This window comes from Tardiphaga sp. 42S5 (assembly GCF_034044155.1).
GTDB lineage: Bacteria > Pseudomonadota > Alphaproteobacteria > Rhizobiales > Xanthobacteraceae > Tardiphaga > Tardiphaga robiniae.
Genome location: NZ_CP139027.1, coordinates 2698674 through 2718216, shown reverse-complemented (window position 1 = coordinate 2718216; position 19543 = coordinate 2698674). Strand labels below are relative to the sequence as shown.

The window sequence follows — 19543 nt, the reverse complement described above, 5'->3', positions numbered from 1 at the left end:
GCGTCTCGTCAGCTGACCGGGGGAATGCCCGTGGATGCCAGTGCGGTGCCTCACTTGCGGATCGGCGGCCCTTCGGCCGCCGCGCAGACGTTCGGCAGTCGCGAGCGACATTCGCGCGGGGAAGCGGCATCGATGACGGATTTGATCGCGGGTCAGGGTCTGGGCGCACCCAAGAGCGGCGGTTTCGACTTCGCCAGCATCAGGACGAACGTCTTGCGCGGCGATATCGGCCTCGCATTCGGCGTTCTGATCATCCTTGTCGTCCTGATCATGCCGCTGCCAGCCATTGTGATGGATCTGTTCCTCGCGATCTCGATCACCATGTCGGTGTTGATCCTGATGACGGCGCTGTTTACCCAGACGCCGCTGGAATTCTCGTCATTCCCGACCGTGCTGCTGATCTCGACCATGTTGCGGTTGTCGCTGAACCTGGCATCGACCCGCCTGATCCTGTCGCATGGCCACGAAGGCACCGCCGCCGCCGGCCACGTCATCGAGGCGTTCGGCAATTTCGTGATGGGCGGCAATTTCGTCATCGGCATCGTCGTGTTCGCGATCCTGGTGATCGTGAACTTCATCGTCATCACCAAGGGTTCGGGCCGTATCGCCGAAGTCGCGGCACGCTTCCAACTGGACTCGATGCCCGGCAAGCAGATGGCGATCGACGCCGATCTGTCGGCTGGCCTGATCGACGAGGCCACCGCCAAGGCGCGCCGCAAGGACCTCGAAGACGAAAGTGGCTTCTTCGGCGCCATGGACGGTGCTTCCAAGTTCGTCCGCGGCGATGCCATTGCCGGCCTGCTCATCACCGCCATCAACGTCATCGGCGGGATCATCATCGGCGTCGCGCAGCAGGGCCTGTCGTTCTCGGAAGCCGGCCGCACTTATACGCTGCTGACCGTCGGCGACGGCCTGGTCACCCAGGTTCCGGCGCTGATTGTCTCGACCGCCGCAGGCCTGCTCGTCTCGAAGGCGGGCATTACCGGCGCCGCCGACAAGACGCTGATCAAGCAATTCTCCGGCTATCCGCAGGCGCTGGGCATGTCGGCCGGCGTCATGCTGACGCTGGCGCTGCTGCCGGGCATTCCGATGCTGCCGTTCCTCGCACTCGGCGGCGGCGCAGCCTATCTCGCCGTCACCGCCAACAAGCGCAACAAGGTTGCGCGTGCCGAAGTCGCGCATCAGGCCGCAGCACCGGCCGCCGCCGCCGCCGCACAAGCCGCCGCCGCGGACGAGCCGATCTCCGCATCGCTGAAGATCGACGATCTCAAGATCGAGCTGGGCTACGCGCTGCTGCCGCTGGTCAATGGCCCGGACGGCACCGATCGCCTCACCGAGCAGATCAAGGCGCTGCGCAAGTCGCTCGCCGTCGAAATGGGTTTCGTGATGCCGTCGGTCAGAATCCTGGACAACGTGCAGCTCGAAGCCAATACCTACATCATCAAGATCAAGGAAGTGGACGCCGGCACCGGCCGCATCTGGCCGAACCAGTTCATGGTCATGGATCCCGGCGGCAACCAGGTCAACGTACCGGGCATTCACACCACAGAGCCGACCTTCGGCCTGCCCGCGACCTGGGTCGATGCCGGCCTGAAGGAAGAAGCTTCGCTCAAGGGCTACACCGTGGTCGATGCCGCCACGGTCTTGTCGACGCATCTGACAGAGCTGCTGAAGGGCAATATGTCGGACCTGTTGTCCTACGGCGAAGTGCAGAAGCTGCTGAAGGACCTGCCGAAGGAACAAGGCGAACTGGTCAAGGATATCGTCCCGTCGCTCATCACCGTGTCGGGCATCCAGCGCGTGCTGCAATTGCTGCTCACCGAACGTATTTCGGTGCGCGATCTCTCGACCATCCTCGAAGGCATTGCCGACGCCCTCGCCTTCTCGCGCAACCCGTCGACCATCGTCGAGCATGTGCGTGCGCGCCTCGCGCGACAGATCTGCGCGCAGAACACGTCCTACAACGGCTACCTGCCGCTCATTGCACTGTCGGCGCAGTGGGAGCAGGCCTTCGCGGAATCGATCATCGGCACCGGCGAAGAACGCAGTCTCGCGATGCAGCCGTCGAAGCTGTCGGAGTTCATGACCACCGTGCGCGATCGTTTCGAACAGGCCGCGCGCGAAGGCGAAGCGCCGGTGCTGGTCACCTCGGCCTCGATCCGGCCGTTCGTGCGCTCGCTGGTGGAACGGTTCCGTGCGCAAACCACGGTGCTGTCCCAGGCGGAAATCCACCCCCGTGCGCGCCTGAAGACCGTCGGAAGCGTCTGATTCGGCGGCAAGAGGCTAGCAACCTTGCCCCAAACCGATGTAAATTCGTCACAGACAAGAGATTTGCCAGAATGTCGCATCCCGACGACATTTCGAGGCGACAATGCGAATCACGCCCAACGCTCTGATAATAAATAATAATTTGTGAATTCCAGGGCCAAGCCGGGTGCTTCAATCGCGCCGGATCACGTCTTATCACTGCCTTGTGATCGACTATTTGGAACGGAACGACCCAACACCACGTTTCCTATGCGTGATGAGTTGAACCTGCCGACGCGGACACGACACAAACGGTCGTAGGCAGAGTAGACGGCAGGGAGCGTTTCCAATGAACCACTCGATTTACAGCGCGGATCGCATGACCCACCTCAAGGTGGTGATCGTTGCTCTGGTCGCCGGTATCTTCGTGGCAGGCTTCGGAATCTCGGCCCGCATGAATGCTGACGAAGGCTACAACCAGACCGCCAGCGCTCGCGTGATCAAAGCGGGTCAGCCAGTCGCTGTCACCAATTCGAACGCCAGTATGGTCCGCTAAGGAATTTCGGAATTCGCGTGGCGATGTCCCCCAAGGTCGTCAGGTGAATACAGGAAGCTCCACTTCCCCCCGAGTGGACTTCTGAATGGAAAACGCCCGCTCCCCACGGGCGTTTTTCTTTTGTGGGGCGCTTTCTTTGCGACGTCATTTGCGCCGCGATCACGGCGTAGGATGGATAGAGCGCCTTTCCAAAACCCATCATCTTCGTGAAGCGCGTGATCGATGGGCTTCGCGCCGGCGCGATGCGCCTGCGCTCTTCCATCCTACGACCTCGACGGATGTGATTGTCAAACAGCCAAGCTCTCGTAGTCTCGCGGCGCTTGCGCGCCCGAGGTGTGAGCAGTCCCCCTCGAAACATGAGGGGGGCGGCGCGCCGTGAGGCGCAAAGGGTGGTTTTATCGCGATCCGCTCCACCGGAACGCCGGCAAGCTGCAACCGCGCAACGCCTCACGGCGCGCCACCGCGGCGATTTCTGTCCCCGGGACCGTTCTTCCGGGCAAAGGCGCAGAGCTCCGCACTCCGCTGATCCCGACGGTTTCCCGCCGTTCACCAATGCCACGTCCAGCCAGCATGAGTGGCAGACCCCCGTAGTGGGGTCGGACGGTGACCCAGGGCCTCCCGAGTGCGCAGGGTACGTCACCCCACACCCGCAGGCGCCGCAATCCAGATCCCACCTCAAGACGCCTCATGAAGCGCCCCTCGCGAACCGGACGAGCGGAGGATAATCCTTCTGGGGATATTGTCAAGATAAAATAGGAAAAAATGTTTGAGCCCTATTCTCTCGATTGTCATTCCGGGGCGCGCTCTTGCGCGAGCCCGGAATCCATAACCAACGTGGTTGACGGCTTCACGCGACGTTATGACGTCGACAAGCTCGTTTGGTTTGAGGTCTACGATGACGTCCTGTCGGCCATTGCGCGTGAGAAAGAACTCAAGAAATGGCGCCGCGCGCTGGAAGATCCGATTGATCGAAGAGCAAAATCCAAACTGGATGGATTTGTACCCGGTGCTTTCCGGCTGACGTGGAGTTTATGGATTCCGGGCCCGCGCAAGAGCGCGTCCCGGAATGACAATTGAGAGGTTTGCATTACAGCGACTGCGCCGCTTTCATGCGCCCCGGAATGACGACTGTGGGACCAATGCCGGATGACAAGAGAGCCAAACGATCATCGTGCCGGCGGCACCGTTTCGATCAGCTTGCCGGTGAAGACAATCGGGCCCGTGGCTGCACCGGTTGGCGAACCGCCTTCCGGCTCGACGGTCACGGCATAGGTGGCCTGATTGACGACGTCGGGATCATAGGCAGCGAGTGCAGCGCGCGATGTGAAGTCGTTGCTGCCGATCACGCCGAGCGAACGCGGACGCTGCAGCTTGTCGGACACAATCCAGAGCTCGTAGCTTTTGCCGGCCTGCGGCTCGGCGCCAACCTTGCGCACTGTAAAGTTTTTGGTCGCCGCATCGACAGTGAGGATGAATGCGGGTGACGCAGCGTCGGTCTGCAGCAAGGCGACGTATTGCGACTGAGCTGCTGCGGGCGGCGCGACCGGCGCTGGCGTCTGCACCACCTGTTGCGCTGCCTTCGGGCGTAAACCTGCCGGCAGCAATTCGGGGCGATAGGCCTGTACGGCAATCAGCGCAACAAGCATGGCGGCAATCGCGGTCATGCCGGTGGCGACACCGCGCCAGCGTTTTGCCTGGACCGAGAAATCAATCACGTTCGAACGATCGAGCGTCGAGCGATCGATCGCAGGCTGCTCAGCAACGACCGCCGCTGCAGCGACCGGCTGCGGCGCTTCCGGATGCACGATCGCTTCTTGCGTACCGGCCAGACCGATCGCAACGCGGATTTTCTCCCAGACTTCAGGACGCGGCTCGACAAGGCCGACCATCTGATTCAAAACGCCGAGCTTGCGCTCCCACGCCTCGACCACAGCGGCAAAATCCTTGTCAACGGACATCATGGTCTCGACCTGCACGCGCTCTTCGGCACTGAGCGTGCCAAGCGCATATTCCGCGGCAAGCGCGATATGGTCTTCGCTATAGGCCATCATGTCAGTCCCAGACACTCCCGGATGTCCATCATACTGCGGCGCAGCCACGTCTTCACTGTATTGACCGGCGCTTCGAACTTCGTCGCGAGTTGTTCGCGGCTCCAACCATTGTAGTAAGCAAGCAGCACCAGTTTCTGCCGGTCCGGCTCAAGCCGGCCCACGCACTCCAACAAGCGCTTTAATTCTTCGGTCATTTCCTGTCGCGCGAGCGGGTCAGGTGTATCGGCTGCCACTTCCATTGCAGCCGGCTCTTCCTCGATAGACGTTTCGCTTCTCTTGCGAACGACATCGATAGCCCGGTTACGAGCGATCGACGCCATCCACGTGATCGGCGAGGCAACACCGGGATTGAATTGCCCGGCGCTGTTCCAGATCTTGACATAGGCCTCCTGGATGACTTCCTCGGCGAGATCCTGTCTGCGCAAGATACGGATCACGACGCCAAAGAGTTTCGCGCGCGTCGCTGCATAGAGTCGCTCGAAGGCGGCTTCATCCCCTTTGGCAACTGCGGCAAGAAGCCAGACCAGTTCAGCCGGCGTCAGCATTACGTCTCCCCAACCTCAATATACCTTTCGCCTTACGGAGGTGCCGCCCGGCGGTATTCCCTGTCGTAACATAGATTATAGCAAGCGGGCCATGTCGCTGTTTATGCTGTGGATAGACCACAAACAGCAAACCCGGACCTCACGGCCCGGGCTTGATGACTTCAATCTTTGAGGCTCGTTGGCCCGCCGCTTCTGCGGATCAGGCCACTGCGCCGATGCGGGCACGCATCAGGCCAATGCTGTCGAGGTCGGCCTGTTCGCGTGCGTTCTCTTCGTCGCGTGCACGGGCCTGGTCGCGCTCGTCGAGCAGTTCGACCTTCTTGAGTTCTTCGAAAGCTTCACTCAGCAATGCCTTCGCGTCTTCGAGCTGCACGCGCAGCTCATCGGCCGAACGTGTCAGGTTCTCGCGACGTTGAATCGCAGCCTTCGCATAGGTGGGATAGGCAAAGTGAGTGGGATCCTGAATACCGGCGCGATCCTGTTCGGTCTGGATCTCGCGCTCGAGATCGACCGACATGCGCTGGAAATCCGCGATCATGCCTTCGATCTGATTGACCCGGCGGCGCTTCTCATCGACCTGGAACTTCTTCAGGCGGATCAGGGTGTCACGTGACTTCATCGACTCATACTCCCCAGAAGTCCCAGTCTCAACGCGGGACACAACCGGACAACCGCAAGGGGCTGGCCGGCCGAAATTCGTCTCTGAGGGTCATGATGGCCTGACAAAGTTAGCGTTCCGTTTCCAAACCACCAACGATTTGTTGCAGTTGCTGATAGCCTTGGGCCAGTCCGCAGACTTCGTCCTTCCCTTGCCGCAGGAATGCCTCAAGCGGCTCATGCAGCCGGATCGCCTCGTCCACTTCCGGACTGGAACCGGCGCGATAGGCACCGAGCCGGATCAGCTCTTCCATATCCGAATAGGTCGCCATGATCTGCCGGGCCCGCGTGATCGTCGGCAAATAGGCCGGGTCGCAGGACCGCGGCATGGTTCGCGACACCGACTTCAGAATATTGATAGCAGGATAGCGGCCGCGCTCGGCGATACCGCGTTGCATCACGATATGGCCATCGAGAATGCCGCGCACGGCGTCAGCAACGGGTTCGTTGTGATCGTCGCCGTCGACCAGCACCGTGAAGATACCGGTGATCGAGCCTTCATCGGTGCCCGGCCCTGCCCGCTCCAGCAGCTTCGGCAGTTCGGTGAACACCGTCGGCGTATAGCCTTTTGCAGTCGGCGGCTCGCCGACGGACAGGCCGATCTCGCGCTGCGCCATGGCGAAACGCGTGACCGAGTCCATCATGCACATGACGTCCTTGCCCTCATCGCGGAAGAACTCCGAGATCGACAGCGTCAGATAGGCCGCCTGGCGCCGCATCAGTGCCGGTTCGTCCGAAGTCGCCACGACTACGACGGCGCGTGCGAGACCTTCTTCGCCCAAGTCCTCCTGCAAGAACTCCTGCACTTCACGGCCACGTTCGCCGATCAGGCCTATAACCGACACGTCGGCATCGACATTACGTGCCAGCATCGACAGCAGCACCGACTTGCCGACGCCGGAGCCCGCAAAGATGCCCATGCGCTGGCCGCGGCAGCAGGTCAGGAAGGTATTGAGCGAGCGCACCCCGAGATCGAGCGGCGCGCCGACGCGTTTGCGAGAATGGGCGGGCGGCGGAGACGCGCGATACGGCATCGGTGCCGGACCCTGCAGCAACGGCCCCTTGCCGTCGATCGGCTCGCCCATGGCGTTCACGACGCGGCCGAGCCAGGCGATCGAGGGCCGCACCTGGCTGGCGGCATTGGCGATCACCGCCCGGCAGCCGCGACGTACGCCTTCCAGTCCAGCAAAGGGCATCACCACGGCGTTGTCGCCACTGAAACCAATCACCTCGGCAGGGATGGAACGGCTGGTGCCGGTCTCGATGGTAATGCGGGCACCGACCGACATCGCGTGGATCGGCCCAGCCACCTCAACCATTAACCCGCGAACACCGACCACCCGGCCGTAAATATTGACGCCATCGAGGTCAGTAATCTGTTCCGCAAGGGCTTTCATTGCAAAACCCTTAAGTTTCGCTTCATTGCCGGCTCGGCCTTAACCCCGTGTTTACCCGCATCGTTAATCATTACGTCACTGTCTTGGATGACTGAGAGCATTCGCGCCATCAGAATGAAGGGGCGAGTCGATGGAGTCGGTTAGGTCCGGCTCTTAATGTGGAGCTTGAGCGGGTACGGGTACAAAAAGAGTCTTTGCTGCAACATCTTATGGCGATTCGACAAAAATTGCACGATTAGAGCTTGCGCTGAAGAATCAGGTTTTGTTAACCATATCCAGTCAGGATCCGAATCAGTTGTTCGTAGGCGTTTTTTGGTGCCGCAAGTATGGCGGCCGACCTGACGCCCGGAGCGGCGACTAAAGGGGACTGGCATGCGCGTTTTGCTAATTGAAGATGATAGCGCCGTTGCGCAGTCGATTGAGCTGATGCTCAAATCCGAGAGTTTCAACGTCTATACGACGGATCTCGGAGAAGAGGGCGTCGATCTCGGCAAGCTCTACGACTACGATATTATCCTGCTCGATCTCAATCTGCCGGACATGTCCGGTTACGATGTGCTCAAGCAGCTGCGGGTGTCCAAGATCAAGACCCCGATCCTCATTCTCTCGGGCCTCGCCGGCATCGAGGACAAGGTCAAGGGTCTCGGCGTCGGCGCCGACGACTACATGACCAAGCCCTTCCACAAGGACGAGCTGGTTGCCCGCATTCATGCGATCGTGCGCCGCTCCAAGGGCCACGCCCAGTCGGTCATCCAGACCGGCGACCTGGTGGTCAATCTCGATACCAAGACGGTGGAAGTCGGCGGTCAGCGCGTCCATCTGACGGGCAAGGAATACCAGATGCTGGAGCTGCTCTCGCTCCGCAAGGGCACCACCCTCACCAAGGAAATGTTCCTCAACCACCTCTACGGTGGCATGGACGAGCCCGAACTGAAGATCATCGACGTTTTCATCTGCAAGCTGCGCAAGAAGCTGGCGAATGCTTCCGAAGGCCGCAACTTCATCGAAACCGTCTGGGGCCGTGGCTACGTGCTCCGCGAGCCGCATGAAGAAGAGATCCGCATCCCGGCTTGAGTTTCAAGCCGGCATAAGCGTCACTCCCCGAAAGTTCTCACGAAACCCCGCCGAAAGGCGGGGTTTTTGTTTGCGTGGATGAACCCACCCTTTGCTTACAGCGACGAATGCCATAGGCGAATACCAAGCGATCATGCTTGGCGCACATTTCGGGGGCGGAATGGTTCTGCAATCTCTGGTCGGGCTGCCGGCCTTTCTGGTCTATTTCTGCACCGGCATTGTCGCCGTGATGCTCTACCTGTTCGTCTATCTGCGCGTGACCGCACATGACGAGTTCGCACTGATCCGCAAGGATTGCGCGCCAGCCGCGATCGCACTCGGGCTCAGCCTGCTCGGCTTCGTGCTGCCGGTGGCTAGCGCGATCGTCCACTCCGCCAATGTCATCGATTGTCTGATCTGGGCGATCATCGCGCTGATCGTGCAGATCGCCGTCTATTTCATTCTCCGCATTCCGGTGCCGCAATTGTCGGATCGCATAGCCAATGGCGAGATGGCCCCGGCCCTCTGGCTCGGCCTCGCCTCCCTTGCCGCCGGCGTGCTCAACGCGGCCTCCATGGTGTATTCGCCATGACCAGCGAGCCCGCGAAGAACTTCGGCAAGCGCCAACCCGTACAGCCGATGCATGAGGAAGCTCCGTCGCGCAAACGTTCCAACCATGTGGCGCTCTTGCTCATGGGCACCATGGCCCTGGGCGGCGGCGCCTATGCACTGATGCCGAGCGAACATTGCGACCCGAACCGCGCGGCCATCGCCGGCCAGCAGCAGGAGTGTCAGCAGCGCAGTTCATCGTCATCCTCCGGCGGCCATGGCTATTCAGGGGGCAGCAGCAGTTCTTCGGGACGCAGCAACTTCGCCAGCACCGGATCATCATCCAGCGGCGGATATGACAGCTCGTCATCCAGCAGCAGCCACGTAACCCATGGTGGCTTCGGCTCCTTCGCCTCGCATTTCTCCGGCGGCGGCTAGTCTCTCATGCAGCGCATCGCATGTTCCGAGCGTGACGATTGGCAGGCCACCGCGGCCGCGACGGGCTTCGTATTTCATACCGAGGCAGGCGACCGCTATTGGGACGAGCGCGCCTACTACGCCTTCACGCTGGATGAGATCGAGCGTCAGATCGAGGCTCCGACTGCCGAACTCAACGCGATGTGCCGCGAGCTGGTGAGCCGTGCGGTCAAGGATGAGCGCTATCTGCGGCTGCTGAAGATCCCGCAGGCCTACTGGACCTTCATCGCCGCAAGCTGGCAACGGAGCGATCCCAGCCTCTACGGCCGCTTCGATTTCCAGTTCGACGGCAAAGGTCCGGCAAAGCTGCTCGAATACAATGCGGACACGCCAACCTCACTGTTCGAGGCCGCGGTGTTTCAATGGACCTGGCTCGAACAGGCGATCGAGCGCCAGATCATCCCGAAGCGGGCCGATCAATACAACTCACTGCATGAGCGGCTCATCGAGGCCTGGCGCAAGATCGGCACCGACAAAGCCATTCATCTCGCAGCCGCCATGGACAATGCCGAGGACCGCGGCACAGTTCAATATCTCGCCGATGTCGCGCAGCAAGGCGGGCTCACACCGGCGCTGATCGACATCAAGGACATCGGTTATGCCGACAGCGGGCACTTCGTCGATCTCAAGGACCAGCCGATCGACCTGATGTTCAAGCTTTATCCATGGGAGTGGATGTTCCGCGAGGCATTCGGTGGCCGTCTGAAAGGCGCATCGACGCGCTGGATCGAGCCACCGTGGAAAGCCATTCTGTCCAACAAGGGCATCCTGCCGCTGCTATGGGCGATGTTTCCGAACCACCCGAACCTGCTGCCGGCCTATTTCGACGATGATGCTGCAGCCGCTGAGCTCGGCACATCCTATGTGCGCAAGCCGCTCTATTCGCGCGAAGGCGCCAATGTCACGCTGGTGAGCGGCGGCAGCGCCATCGATGCGCAGCCCGGTCCCTATGGCGAAGAAGGTTTCATTCGGCAGATGCTGATGCCGCTGCCGAACTTTGCGGATCAGTATCCGGTGCTGGGCAGCTGGCTGGTCGATGAGGCGCCATGCGGGCTCTCGATCCGCGAGGATGAGAATCCGATCACCGGCAACATGTCACGCTTCATTCCGCACGCGATCCTGTGACGGCGCTCAGCGTGCCGGCGAAGCAGCGGCCTTGAGACCCACAGGCGTCATGCTCGGCACGATCGACGGTGCGGCACGGACGACGTTCGGACGGTACAGGCCACGCTTGTCGGCATGCGGCTTGAACGCGTCGGTCAGGCCGACAACGGTCTCTGCGGCGCCCAGCGCCAGGAAGCCATCAGGCTCCGTGCACTTGGCAAGGCGGCCAAAGATCTGCGTCTTCATCTCCTGATCGAAATAGATCAGCACGTTGCGGCAGAAGACGATGTCGAACTTGCCCATGCTGGAGAAGTCCTGCAGCAGATTGAGCGGCTTGTACTGGATCATCGACCGGATCTCCGGATTGATCTGCCACATCTCGCCGGTCTGCTTGAAGTATTTCACCAGCAGCTGGATCGGCAATCCGCGCTGGACTTCGAACTGGGTGTAGATGCCCGACTTCGACTTCTCGAGCACCTGCTGCGAGATATCGGTGCCGATGATCTCGATCCGCCATCCGGCGAGCTGGGCGCTCATTTCCTTGATGGTCATCGCGATCGAATACGGCTCCTGACCGGTAGACGCAGCCGCACACCAGATCCGCAGGCTCTTGCGGGCGGCACGTGCCTGGATCATCTCCGGCAGCACGACGTCACGAAGATGGTCGAACGGGACCTTGTCGCGGAAGAAGAAGGTTTCGTTAGTGGTCATCGCCTCGACCACGTCGGACGCAACCGTGGACGAGCCGTTCTTGATCTTCTGGACCAGCTCTTCAATGCCCGACAGGTTGGCCTTGCGCGCGAGCGGCATCAGCCGGCTTTCGACCAGATACTGCTTGTCAGCAGACAGATCGAGACCCGAGCGCTCCTTCAGGAACTTGCGCAGGAAATCATAGTCTGCCGGTGTCATGACCGATCTCCCGAGAAAAGACGAACCACTTTCGAACCGATTTGATTGAGCGGCAGGATAGCCGAGCAGATGCCCGCATTGGCGGCAGCGCCGGGCATACCCCACACCACGCTCGATGCTTCGTCCTGCGCGATGACATTGCCGCCAGCCGCGACGATATCCTTGCCGCCGCGCATGCCGTCCGAACCCATGCCTGTCAACACGACGGCGAGAATGGCGCCGTGCCAGACGTCGATGGCAGACGTGAACAGCGGATCGACAGCAGGCTTGCAGAAATTCACCGGCGGACCGTCATCGAGCGCGATGGCGATGTTGGCACCCTGCTTGACGGCGCGCATATGCTTGCCGCCCGGCGCGAGGTAGATCTGACCGGCCTTGACGATCTCACCATCGACACCTTCGCGAGCCGGACGCTTGCTGGCGCGCGCAAGATGTTCGGCGAGAATGGTCGTAAAGGTCGGCGGCATATGCTGCGTGATCAGCACCGGCACCTTGTCGATCACGGCGCCGATTTCGGCAACCAGCGTCATCAAGGCCTGCGGACCGCCAGTGGACGAACCGATCAGCAGCGCGCGTGGCATCGTGGCGCTGAAAGGACGCTTCACAAGCTGCGCCTGCGCGGCGACTGATGACACGGACTTGAAAGACGGCGCAGCCTCACGCGCCGCGGGAGATGGCACGATCGACGGCGTCGTCGCCGACTTCAGGCGGCGAACCTTCGCGCCAAGATGACGTATCTTCTGCAACAGGTCGTGCTTGAAGATGTCGGCTGCGGAAATCTCCCGGGTGCTCTCCGGTTTCGGAATGTAGTCGGCGGCGCCGAGCGACATCGCCTTAAAGCTGATCTCCGCGTTGCGGCGGGTCAGCGTCGACGCCATGATAATAATGAGATTCCGCTTCTTCGCCAGCAGCTGCGGCAGCGCCGAAATGCCATCGAGCTCCGGCATTTCAATATCAAGAATCGCAACGTCGGGATTGATGCGCTCGATCTGGTTGACGGCATCGAGACCGGTGCGGAGTGAGGCTGCGACGGCCATGTCGGGCTCAGCCTCGATCCAGCGTGAGATCAGGCCGCGAATGACGACGGAGTCGTCCACCACCATGACTCGCAGTGGCTCATACCGCGAATCGACAACAGGAGGACTTATCACATCAACACTCATGAACTCACCGGACGCAACACAACGCGACAAATGCACTGAAAAAATGCACAAACAAAAAGGCGAACGCCGGAAGTGGAATACGCAATTCCGGCGTGAAAGTTAGATCAGGCCGACTTCCTGAAACTTCGCCGACACGATTTCCTTGTCGAACGGTTTCATGATGTATTCGTTCGCGCCGGCGTGCAGAGCGCGCGCGATATGGGCCACGTCGTTCTCCGTCGTGCAGAACACGACCTTCGGAACGTCGCCGCCAGGCATGCGGCGCAGATTACGCAGGAACTCGTAGCCATCCATCACCGGCATGTTCCAATCGAGCAGAACAGCGTCCGGCAGGTTCTGCTTGCAGATTTCGAGCGCTTTCTCCCCGTCTTCAGCTTCGGTGATCTCGAAATCGAGACCTTCGAGAATCCGACGGGCGACCTTACGGATGACACTGGAGTCATCGACAACCAGACACGTCTTCATGTGAGCCTCATTTCCACCGCGGACAAAATTGTCCAAGTGCTGGTCTTAGGCGGCCAGCTTGTCAGGCGAGATTTCCAGGATGCGATCAACGTCGAGTACGACCATCAGTTGCCCATCGAGACGATGGACGCCGTCGGCCATCTTGGCCATCCGGGGATCCAGATTGACCGGATTCACTTCACGGCTCTCATCGGCGAGCTTCAGGACTTCGCCGATCGAGTCGATCAGCAAGCCGTAAGATTCACCGCGGAGATCGACGCCCACAGCCATCGGCGGCTTGCCGTCATCGTTCTTCGGCAGGCCAAGGCGCGAACGCATGTCGATCGCGGTCACAATTCGACCGCGCAGATTGAGCACGCCGGCGACGTCGCTGGAGGACAGCGGCACGCGGGTCAGACGCTCGGGCATGAACACGTCCTGCACGCGCGAGATCGGCATGCCGAACAGCTGTCCACCGATCATGGTGGTCACGTATTCGGTGATCGCGCCGTCAGCGCTCGGAGCCTTGGTCGTGGTGGTACTGGTCATTGCGATTTCCCTCACGCAGCCTGGCGAACTTCAGTGGTTTGTTCTTTGAGCGCCGCAATCAGGCCGGGGCGATCAAACTTGGCGACGTAATCATGGAAACCTGCGAGGCGACCGCGCTCGATGGCCGCCGGGGAGATCATCGCCGACAGGGCGATAATTGGCGTGTGGCTCAGCCTCTGATCCGCCCGGATGGTTTCGGCGAATTCGAAACCGTTCATGTCGGGCATTTCGATGTCGGTGAGGATCACGTCGACCTCCTGACCTGAACGCAGGAAAGTCAAACCTTCCTGCGCGTTGGTGGCGACGCGCACCTTGTAGCCCGCAGCCTTGAGCACGGGCGAGAGCATGTTGCGGAAGAACGCGGAGTCATCGACCAACAGCACCGACTGTGCCGTCGCGGAGACACGCATTTCCTTGCGGCTGAACCAATCGGCGAAAGCCATCGGCAGGAAGTGACCGACGTCGATCACTTCGGTCGCGAGACCCTTGATGACAGCCGAGCCGAGGATCCCCTCGCGACCGCTGGCCACTTCGATATGCAGCCGCTCTTCGACGATATCGACGATTTCGTCGACGACGAGACCCATCGAGCGACCGTCGTCTGCGAAAACGAGGATCGGCTGGGTGCCCGACGTACGGACGGTCACGCCTTCCATCTGCACCAGCGGCATCAGCTGATCACGGTATTGGACCATGTAGCGGCCGTTCGACAGCTCGACCTTGTCAACGCCCACTTCTTCGAGACGCGTGACGAGACCGAGCGGCACGGCCTTGGGCTGTGCGGAGCCGGCGCGGAACACCAGCAGCGACGTCAGCTGTTCTGCATTCATCGCGCGCATTGCGGCGTTCTCGTCGGCGATCTCGTGAGCGTTGGATGCCAGAGCACCAAGCTCCTGCGCGATGCCGTTCGGATCGACGATCATGATCACCGCGCCATCGCCCAGGATGGTGTTGCCGGAGAACATACCGATGTGACGGAGCTTGGTGGACATCGGCTTGACGACGATTTCTTCGGTGTGGAAGACGCCATCGACGACGATGCCGAAGGTCTGGTTGCCCACCTGGGTCACGACGATGAAGCCATTCTCCGGATCGGCCGACGAGCCGTCATCGATCTGCAGCAGCTTCTTCAGATGCATCAGCGGCAGCAGCTTGTTGCGCAGACGGAGCACCGGGGTGTCCTTGATGCGCTCGATGCGATGTTCGGAATTGGCACGTGCACGCACCAGTTCGACGACCGCGAGCTGCGGGATCGCGAAGCGATCACCACCGGCTTCAACGATCAGCGCCGACACGATGGCCAGCGTGAGCGGGATCTTGATGGTGACACTGGAGCCCTCGCCGGCCACCGACTTGATGTCGATGGTGCCGCCGATCTGATCGATATTGGTGCGCACCACGTCCATGCCGACGCCGCGGCCGGAGACGCTGGTAACTGCAGCTGCAGTCGAGAAGCCCGGTGCGAAGATGAACTTGTGGATCTGGGCTTCCGACATCTTCTCGATGTCGGCTTCGGTGGCCAGACCGTTCGAGATCGCCTTCGCCTTGATCCGCTCGGTGTTGAGGCCGCGGCCGTTGTCGGCGATGCAGATCAGGATGTGGCCGCCTTCGTGATAGGCGGACAGACGGATGGTGCCCTGCTCCGGCTTGCCTTCCTGAGCGCGCTCAGCCGGCGTTTCGAGGCCGTGATCCGCCGAGTTGCGCACCATGTGGGTGAGCGGATCCTTGATAAGGTCGAGCACCTGGCGATCGAGTTCAGTATCGGCGCCGTGCATCTCGAGTTCGATCTGCTTGCCGAGTTCGCCGGCCAGATCGCGCACGATACGCGGCAACTTCTGCCAGGCATTGCCGATCGGCTGCATGCGGGTCTTCATGACGCCGTCCTGCAGTTCGGCGGTCACGGTGGACAGGCGCTGCAGCGGCACCTTGAATTCGGTGTCTTCATGACGACGGCTGATTTCCAGCAGCTGGTTGCGGGTCAGCACCAGCTCGGAGACCATGGTCATTAGATGTTCGAGCGTGTCGACATTCACGCGGATCGACTGGTTCGCGACCTTGTCAGCTTCTGGCTGGTCGACCTCGACTGCGGTCTTCTTGGCGGCAGGCTTCGGAGCAGCAGCCTTCGGCGCGGCGGGCTTTTCAGCAACCGGAGCCGGCGGCGCGACGGGCGCTGCAGGCGCAGGCGCAGCAGCTGCTACGGGCGGTGCCACTTCGATGGCGGTTTCCTGGAAGGCGCGCTCAAGCTCTTCGAGCGAGACTTCGCCTGGGCGCAATTCACGCTCCAAGGTCGGAACGACCAACGGGGCCGACTCGGCCACGACAGGCGCTTCCGGTGCGATCGGAGGTGCAGATTCCGTCATCGATTCCATGCCTTTTTCGACCATGTGATGCAGTTCGCCAATCAGATCTTCGTCGACGCCTTCCGGCTCCACTTCCGTGGCTTCGAGCTGACTGAGAATTTCCTTGATGCGATCGATCGTGGTCAGGATGAGCGTAACCGCCTCTCCGGTAACCGGCATTCCATCGCGGAATTTGCCCATCAATGTCTCGGCGGCATGGGCCAGGGCTTCGAGACGGGGCAGTCCGAGAAATCCGCACGTGCCTTTGATGGTGTGAACCAGGCGAAAAATATTATCGAGAATTTTCGCGTTATTCGGGTCCTGTTCGAAGCGGACCAGCTGATTGTCAACCGTATCCAGGCTCTCGTTGGTTTCCGTCAAAAACTCGCGGAGAAGATCATCCATGAAAATAGGCCTTCACACTCCAGGCTCGCGACTTTCGCTACGCCTTTCGAAGTCTGGCTACTTTCCCCGCAAAGCGTTTAATATTAGTTGAGCATTCCCAAAAACAATGAATGCGACATTTAGCTATATGCTCGCACACGTACGAGCCCGCCAAACGGCGGACTCGTAAAGAGTTCATTAAGAGTTGAATGAGTTTGCGATCAGATCGCGGTGACGACGATGGCGTCGCCTTCGGGCACCAAGGTCACCTTGAGGCCGCAAGCCTGCGCCAGGAGCCGCGTGTAGTAAGGCTGCACGGCATGGGCATCGATGCTGCCAACTTGTTCCGAGGCCAGCATATCGACGATGGCCTGCGGCAGGCGCGCGTTGAGGCCTGCGGCCGTGATCTTGAAACCCTGCGGCTCACCTTCGCCGATGCCATCGATCTTGAGCACGCCGCCGCGCGGAATCGTCTGCTGCGCGATTACCAGCATGTTGAGCAGCAGCTTGACCTTGTTCTTCGGCAGCAGAAGCCGCGGCAGATTCCATTCGATCTTGGTCTTGGCGTCTTCAAGATGACCGCGCGACATGGTCTGCGCGTCGCCGAGATCGATCTGCGCGCCGGCCGAGCCGGCGGCACCGAAGGCGAGCCGGCAGAACTGCAGGCGGGCCGACGCGGTCTTGGCGCTCTTCCGGATCAGATCGAGCGCGAATTCCTTGTCTTCCGGCTTGGGATTGTCATCGAGCACTTCGAGCCCGTTAACGATCGCGCCCACGGGGCTGATCAGGTCGTGGCAGACCCGCGAGCAGAGCAATGCCGCGAGTTCAAGGGCATCGGGGGCCGGACCTGGCGTGGGAGTGTCGGACATGAAATGCGCTCCTGGGGCCACACAGAATGAACGGCGAATCAAGCATTTGCTTTACGGTTAGATACACCGCAGATGGTGGCGCGACCACAGCAAGGCTGGCACAGTCCACCGACGGGCGCGTGTAGAAATGAACTGGGATGGCATGCAAGGGATGAAGGCTGGTCGATGACGGATGATTCGCTACCTCGCATGGATGCCGCGCGGGCTGCCGTCCTGCTGGAGCCGCTGACCGAGCTCGCCGCACAGGCCGGCGCAGCTATCCTCAAGGTCAACCGCACTGTCATGACCGTGGATGGCAAGGCGGACGGCTCGCCCGTGACCGAAGCCGATCTCGCGGCCGACCATGTCATCGGCGAAGGACTGGCCCGGCTGTTTCCGGGAATCCCGTCGCTGTCCGAAGAGCGTCTCCATCTCGCCACGCCCCCCTATGCCGGCACACTGTTCCTGATCGACCCGCTTGACGGCACCAAAGAATTTGTCGCCGGCCGCCAGGAGTTCACCGTCAATATTGCATTGATCGTCGATGGCGCACCATTGCTCGGCATCGTCGGCGCCCCCGCCCTCGGGCTGATCTGGCGCGGGCTGGTCGGGCGCGGCGCCGAACGTGTCGAACTCGCACCAGACCTGTCCATCCGCAAGGTCACACCGATCCAGACCCGCACGGCGCCTGCTCCGGGCGCGACATGGACCGCAGCGGTCAGCCGCTCCCATGGCGACCAGCGAACCGAGGCTTTCATCGCCAGCCGCCCCGGTGCTGTCAGACAGGAGTTCGGCTCGGCGCTGAAATTCTGTCGCGTGGCCGAGGGCCAGGCCGACATCTATCCGCGGCTGGCGCCGACCTGCGAATGGGATGTGGCCGCCGGCCATGCCGTGGTGGTGGCCGCAGGCGGCAAGGTGACCGACACCTTTGGCAAGGCGGTTCGCTTCGGCGGCAACCGGGAAGACTTCATCGTGCCGGAATTCATCGCCTGGGGTGACCCCACCGCGAGCACGCGCGGCTGAACCCGCATTATTTCGCCAGGATATCCTGCACGCCCGGCCAGCGCTTGCGCGCGCCGGGCAGATATTTGGCCGGTGCCGCAGCAAAGGCGTCGCGGGTTTCCTCCCGGCCGAACAGGTAAAGGCGTTCGCCCGTAATGAGCCACAAACGCGGATTCCCGGCGAAGGCGACCCCGCGGGCGACGTCGACGGGATCATAGCCACCGAATTGCGGACCGTAGATGTCCGGATGCGCGGCGAAAGAGGCGCGGTTGCCCTCGTTGCGGAAGCGCCAGACGGTGCCCTCTTCCGACATTTCGAAGTCCGGCTGCCCCAGCGTCGGGCGGCCTTCGGTGAAATAGGCCACCGGATCGAAACCGCTGATTGCGAGACCCGTGTATCGGTCAGTGACCACGCGCTCACTGGTCGCAGCCTGCGCGCCCGCCGGGACGAGAGCGGCCGCCAGCAGCAGAATCAAGGCAATTCCACGGCTCCAGCCTGACAATTCCCGCCGTTGTGCCGTCATAGTTGATACCGATAGTATAGGGAGTCGGGGACAATGACTGCAGAGTTAAACCGTGCTTCTCAGCATCCGGTTAAGGCCGCGGTCGCAAATTTGAAATACCAGGGGTTCTTTTCATGACCTTCGCATCACGCCTGGCAGCGGTCGCGCTAGCCACGTTCACGCTCGCCTTCTCGCCGGCTTCTGCGCAGCAACCACCGCGCGGCCAGGCCGCACCGGACACCTACCGGTCCGAAGAACTCATGACGGCCGGACACCGGTTTTTCGGCAATGTCTCGCGCGGCCTCGCTTCGGTGATCGAAAAGGCCGTCAGCCAGTGGGGGCTGCCGAACGGTTATATTCTGGGCGAGGAAGGCAGCGGCGCGATCGTGGCAGGCCTCCGTTACGGCGAAGGCACGCTCTATACGAAGAATGCCGGTGATCTGCGCGTCTACTGGCAGGGCCCTTCGGTCGGCTTCGACTGGGGCGGCGACGGCGCCCGTACCATGACGCTGGTCTATAACCTGCCGGCCACCCAGGCGATCTATCAGCGCTTCGCCGGTATCGACGGCTCCGCCTACATCATCGGCGGCTTCGGTATGACGGCACTGACTGCCAACAACGTCGTGCTGGTGCCGATCCGATCGGGTCTCGGCCTGCGGCTCGGCGCCAATATCGGCTATCTCAAATATACCCCCAGCGCGACCTGGAACCCGTTCTAAGCCCTCGATCGCGCGGTCCTGCGATCAAGCGCTTCTGAACGGCTGAAT

The 19543-nt window shown here is 61.2% G+C and carries 19 protein-coding genes and 1 pseudogene; 9 read left to right on the top strand and 11 right to left on the bottom strand.

Annotation, left to right across the window (positions count from 1 at the left end; genetic code table 11):
* The first annotated feature begins 30 nt into the window (after positions 1–30).
* The 3 genes and pseudogenes from flhA to SFY93_RS12645 form a co-directional block, all read left to right on the top strand.
* On the top strand, positions 31–2268 hold the full coding sequence (flhA, locus tag SFY93_RS12655) for a flagellar biosynthesis protein FlhA (protein WP_089267512.1): 2238 nt from the start codon (positions 31–33) through the stop codon (positions 2266–2268).
* Between the two features lie 328 nt (positions 2269–2596).
* Complete coding sequence (locus SFY93_RS12650) at positions 2597–2803, top strand: hypothetical protein (RefSeq protein ID WP_320447350.1); 207 nt, start codon at positions 2597–2599, stop codon at positions 2801–2803.
* A gap of 837 nt (positions 2804–3640) precedes the next feature.
* A pseudogene (locus SFY93_RS12645) lies at positions 3641–3824 on the top strand (GIY-YIG nuclease family protein); the annotation flags it as partial.
* A gap of 145 nt (positions 3825–3969) precedes the next feature.
* On the opposite strand, the gene SFY93_RS12640 reads toward SFY93_RS12645, so the two are convergent.
* The 4 genes from SFY93_RS12640 to fliI form a co-directional block, all read right to left on the bottom strand.
* The gene (locus SFY93_RS12640) at positions 3970–4851 is read right to left on the bottom strand and encodes an anti-sigma factor (protein ID WP_320447750.1); all 882 of its coding nucleotides are present in this window, start codon (positions 4849–4851) and stop codon (positions 3970–3972) included.
* Complete coding sequence (locus SFY93_RS12635; protein ID WP_089267514.1) at positions 4851–5399, bottom strand: sigma-70 family RNA polymerase sigma factor; 549 nt, start codon at positions 5397–5399, stop codon at positions 4851–4853. The genes SFY93_RS12640 and SFY93_RS12635 overlap by 1 nt, the downstream gene beginning before the upstream one ends.
* A gap of 199 nt (positions 5400–5598) precedes the next feature.
* Complete coding sequence (gene fliJ, locus SFY93_RS12630) at positions 5599–6018, bottom strand: flagellar export protein FliJ (RefSeq protein WP_068737112.1); 420 nt, start codon at positions 6016–6018, stop codon at positions 5599–5601.
* 109 nt (positions 6019–6127) lie between these two features.
* Entirely contained in the window at positions 6128–7453 is a 1326-nt protein-coding gene (gene fliI, locus SFY93_RS12625; protein WP_320447349.1) for a flagellar protein export ATPase FliI, read from the bottom strand.
* Between the two features lie 372 nt (positions 7454–7825).
* On the opposite strand from fliI, the gene ctrA reads away from it, so the two are divergent.
* The 4 genes from ctrA to SFY93_RS12605 all read left to right on the top strand — a co-directional run bounded on the left by ctrA (position 7826) and on the right by SFY93_RS12605 (position 10657).
* Complete coding sequence (gene ctrA / locus SFY93_RS12620) at positions 7826–8527, top strand: response regulator transcription factor CtrA (RefSeq protein ID WP_068737116.1); 702 nt, start codon at positions 7826–7828, stop codon at positions 8525–8527.
* A gap of 160 nt (positions 8528–8687) precedes the next feature.
* The gene (locus SFY93_RS12615; protein WP_089267516.1) at positions 8688–9098 is read left to right on the top strand and encodes a DUF350 domain-containing protein; all 411 of its coding nucleotides are present in this window, start codon (positions 8688–8690) and stop codon (positions 9096–9098) included.
* Positions 9095–9493, top strand: coding sequence for a hypothetical protein (locus SFY93_RS12610; RefSeq protein WP_320447348.1), 399 nt, complete (start codon positions 9095–9097; stop codon positions 9491–9493). The genes SFY93_RS12615 and SFY93_RS12610 overlap by 4 nt, the downstream gene beginning before the upstream one ends.
* A gap of 6 nt (positions 9494–9499) precedes the next feature.
* Positions 9500–10657, top strand: coding sequence for a glutathionylspermidine synthase family protein (locus tag SFY93_RS12605; RefSeq protein WP_320447347.1), 1158 nt, complete (start codon positions 9500–9502; stop codon positions 10655–10657).
* 6 nt (positions 10658–10663) lie between these two features.
* On the opposite strand, the gene SFY93_RS12600 is transcribed toward SFY93_RS12605, so the two are convergent.
* From SFY93_RS12600 to chpT, 6 genes are all read right to left on the bottom strand, one after another.
* On the bottom strand, positions 10664–11545 hold the full coding sequence (locus SFY93_RS12600; RefSeq protein WP_320447346.1) for a CheR family methyltransferase: 882 nt from the start codon (positions 11543–11545) through the stop codon (positions 10664–10666).
* On the bottom strand, positions 11542–12648 hold the full coding sequence (locus SFY93_RS12595) for a protein-glutamate methylesterase/protein-glutamine glutaminase (protein ID WP_414717116.1): 1107 nt from the start codon (positions 12646–12648) through the stop codon (positions 11542–11544). The genes SFY93_RS12600 and SFY93_RS12595 overlap by 4 nt, the downstream gene beginning before the upstream one ends.
* Before the next feature lie 159 nt (positions 12649–12807).
* Positions 12808–13173, bottom strand: a complete 366-nt coding sequence (locus SFY93_RS12590; RefSeq protein ID WP_068737128.1) for a response regulator — start codon at positions 13171–13173, stop codon at positions 12808–12810.
* Between the two features lie 45 nt (positions 13174–13218).
* A complete protein-coding gene (locus SFY93_RS12585; RefSeq protein WP_068737130.1) occupies positions 13219–13701 on the bottom strand; it encodes a chemotaxis protein CheW in 483 nt (160 codons plus the stop codon).
* Between the two features lie 11 nt (positions 13702–13712).
* On the bottom strand, positions 13713–16445 hold the full coding sequence (locus tag SFY93_RS12580) for a hybrid sensor histidine kinase/response regulator (RefSeq protein WP_320447344.1): 2733 nt from the start codon (positions 16443–16445) through the stop codon (positions 13713–13715).
* Positions 16446–16645: 200 nt separating this feature from the next.
* Positions 16646–17293: a histidine phosphotransferase ChpT gene (gene chpT / locus SFY93_RS12575; protein ID WP_068737134.1), complete on the bottom strand. Its 648-nt coding sequence runs from the start codon at positions 17291–17293 to the stop codon at positions 16646–16648.
* Positions 17294–17458: 165 nt separating this feature from the next.
* On the opposite strand from chpT, the gene cysQ reads away from it, so the two are divergent.
* Entirely contained in the window at positions 17459–18295 is an 837-nt protein-coding gene (gene cysQ / locus SFY93_RS12570; RefSeq protein ID WP_320447343.1) for a 3'(2'),5'-bisphosphate nucleotidase CysQ, read from the top strand.
* Positions 18296–18302: 7 nt separating this feature from the next.
* Here the strand turns inward: cysQ and SFY93_RS12565 are convergent, their stop codons facing one another.
* On the bottom strand, positions 18303–18797 hold the full coding sequence (locus SFY93_RS12565) for a YHS domain-containing (seleno)protein (protein WP_176454721.1): 495 nt from the start codon (positions 18795–18797) through the stop codon (positions 18303–18305).
* 113 nt (positions 18798–18910) lie between these two features.
* Between SFY93_RS12565 and SFY93_RS12560 the strand changes: the two genes are divergently transcribed.
* A complete protein-coding gene (locus SFY93_RS12560; protein WP_089267524.1) occupies positions 18911–19495 on the top strand; it encodes a DUF1134 domain-containing protein in 585 nt (194 codons plus the stop codon).
* Positions 19496–19543 lie beyond the last annotated feature (48 nt).

Bases quoted from the DNA above. Each gene is read 5' to 3' on its own strand.
- fliJ (WP_068737112.1), bottom strand. From the start codon at position 6,018: ATGAAGTCACGTGACACCCTGATCCGCCTGAAGAAGTTCCAGGTCGAT.
- chpT (WP_068737134.1), bottom strand. From the start codon at position 17,293: ATGTCCGACACTCCCACGCCAGGTCCGGCCCCCGATGCCCTTGAACTC.
- fliI (WP_320447349.1), bottom strand. From the start codon at position 7,453: ATGAAAGCCCTTGCGGAACAGATTACTGACCTCGATGGCGTCAATATT.
- SFY93_RS12590 (WP_068737128.1), bottom strand. From the start codon at position 13,173: ATGAAGACGTGTCTGGTTGTCGATGACTCCAGTGTCATCCGTAAGGTC.
- SFY93_RS12595 (WP_414717116.1), bottom strand. From the start codon at position 12,648: ATGGTGGTGGACGACTCCGTCGTCATTCGCGGCCTGATCTCACGCTGG.
- SFY93_RS12565 (WP_176454721.1), bottom strand. From the start codon at position 18,797: ATGACGGCACAACGGCGGGAATTGTCAGGCTGGAGCCGTGGAATTGCC.
- SFY93_RS12635 (WP_089267514.1), bottom strand. From the start codon at position 5,399: ATGCTGACGCCGGCTGAACTGGTCTGGCTTCTTGCCGCAGTTGCCAAA.
- SFY93_RS12560 (WP_089267524.1), top strand. From the start codon at position 18,911: ATGACCTTCGCATCACGCCTGGCAGCGGTCGCGCTAGCCACGTTCACG.
- SFY93_RS12585 (WP_068737130.1), bottom strand. From the start codon at position 13,701: ATGACCAGTACCACCACGACCAAGGCTCCGAGCGCTGACGGCGCGATC.
- ctrA (WP_068737116.1), top strand. From the start codon at position 7,826: ATGCGCGTTTTGCTAATTGAAGATGATAGCGCCGTTGCGCAGTCGATT.
- cysQ (WP_320447343.1), top strand. From the start codon at position 17,459: ATGACGGATGATTCGCTACCTCGCATGGATGCCGCGCGGGCTGCCGTC.
- SFY93_RS12580 (WP_320447344.1), bottom strand. From the start codon at position 16,445: ATGGATGATCTTCTCCGCGAGTTTTTGACGGAAACCAACGAGAGCCTG.
- SFY93_RS12600 (WP_320447346.1), bottom strand. From the start codon at position 11,545: ATGACACCGGCAGACTATGATTTCCTGCGCAAGTTCCTGAAGGAGCGC.
- SFY93_RS12640 (WP_320447750.1), bottom strand. From the start codon at position 4,851: ATGGCCTATAGCGAAGACCATATCGCGCTTGCCGCGGAATATGCGCTT.
- SFY93_RS12650 (WP_320447350.1), top strand. From the start codon at position 2,597: ATGAACCACTCGATTTACAGCGCGGATCGCATGACCCACCTCAAGGTG.
- SFY93_RS12615 (WP_089267516.1), top strand. From the start codon at position 8,688: ATGGTTCTGCAATCTCTGGTCGGGCTGCCGGCCTTTCTGGTCTATTTC.
- SFY93_RS12605 (WP_320447347.1), top strand. From the start codon at position 9,500: ATGCAGCGCATCGCATGTTCCGAGCGTGACGATTGGCAGGCCACCGCG.
- SFY93_RS12610 (WP_320447348.1), top strand. From the start codon at position 9,095: ATGACCAGCGAGCCCGCGAAGAACTTCGGCAAGCGCCAACCCGTACAG.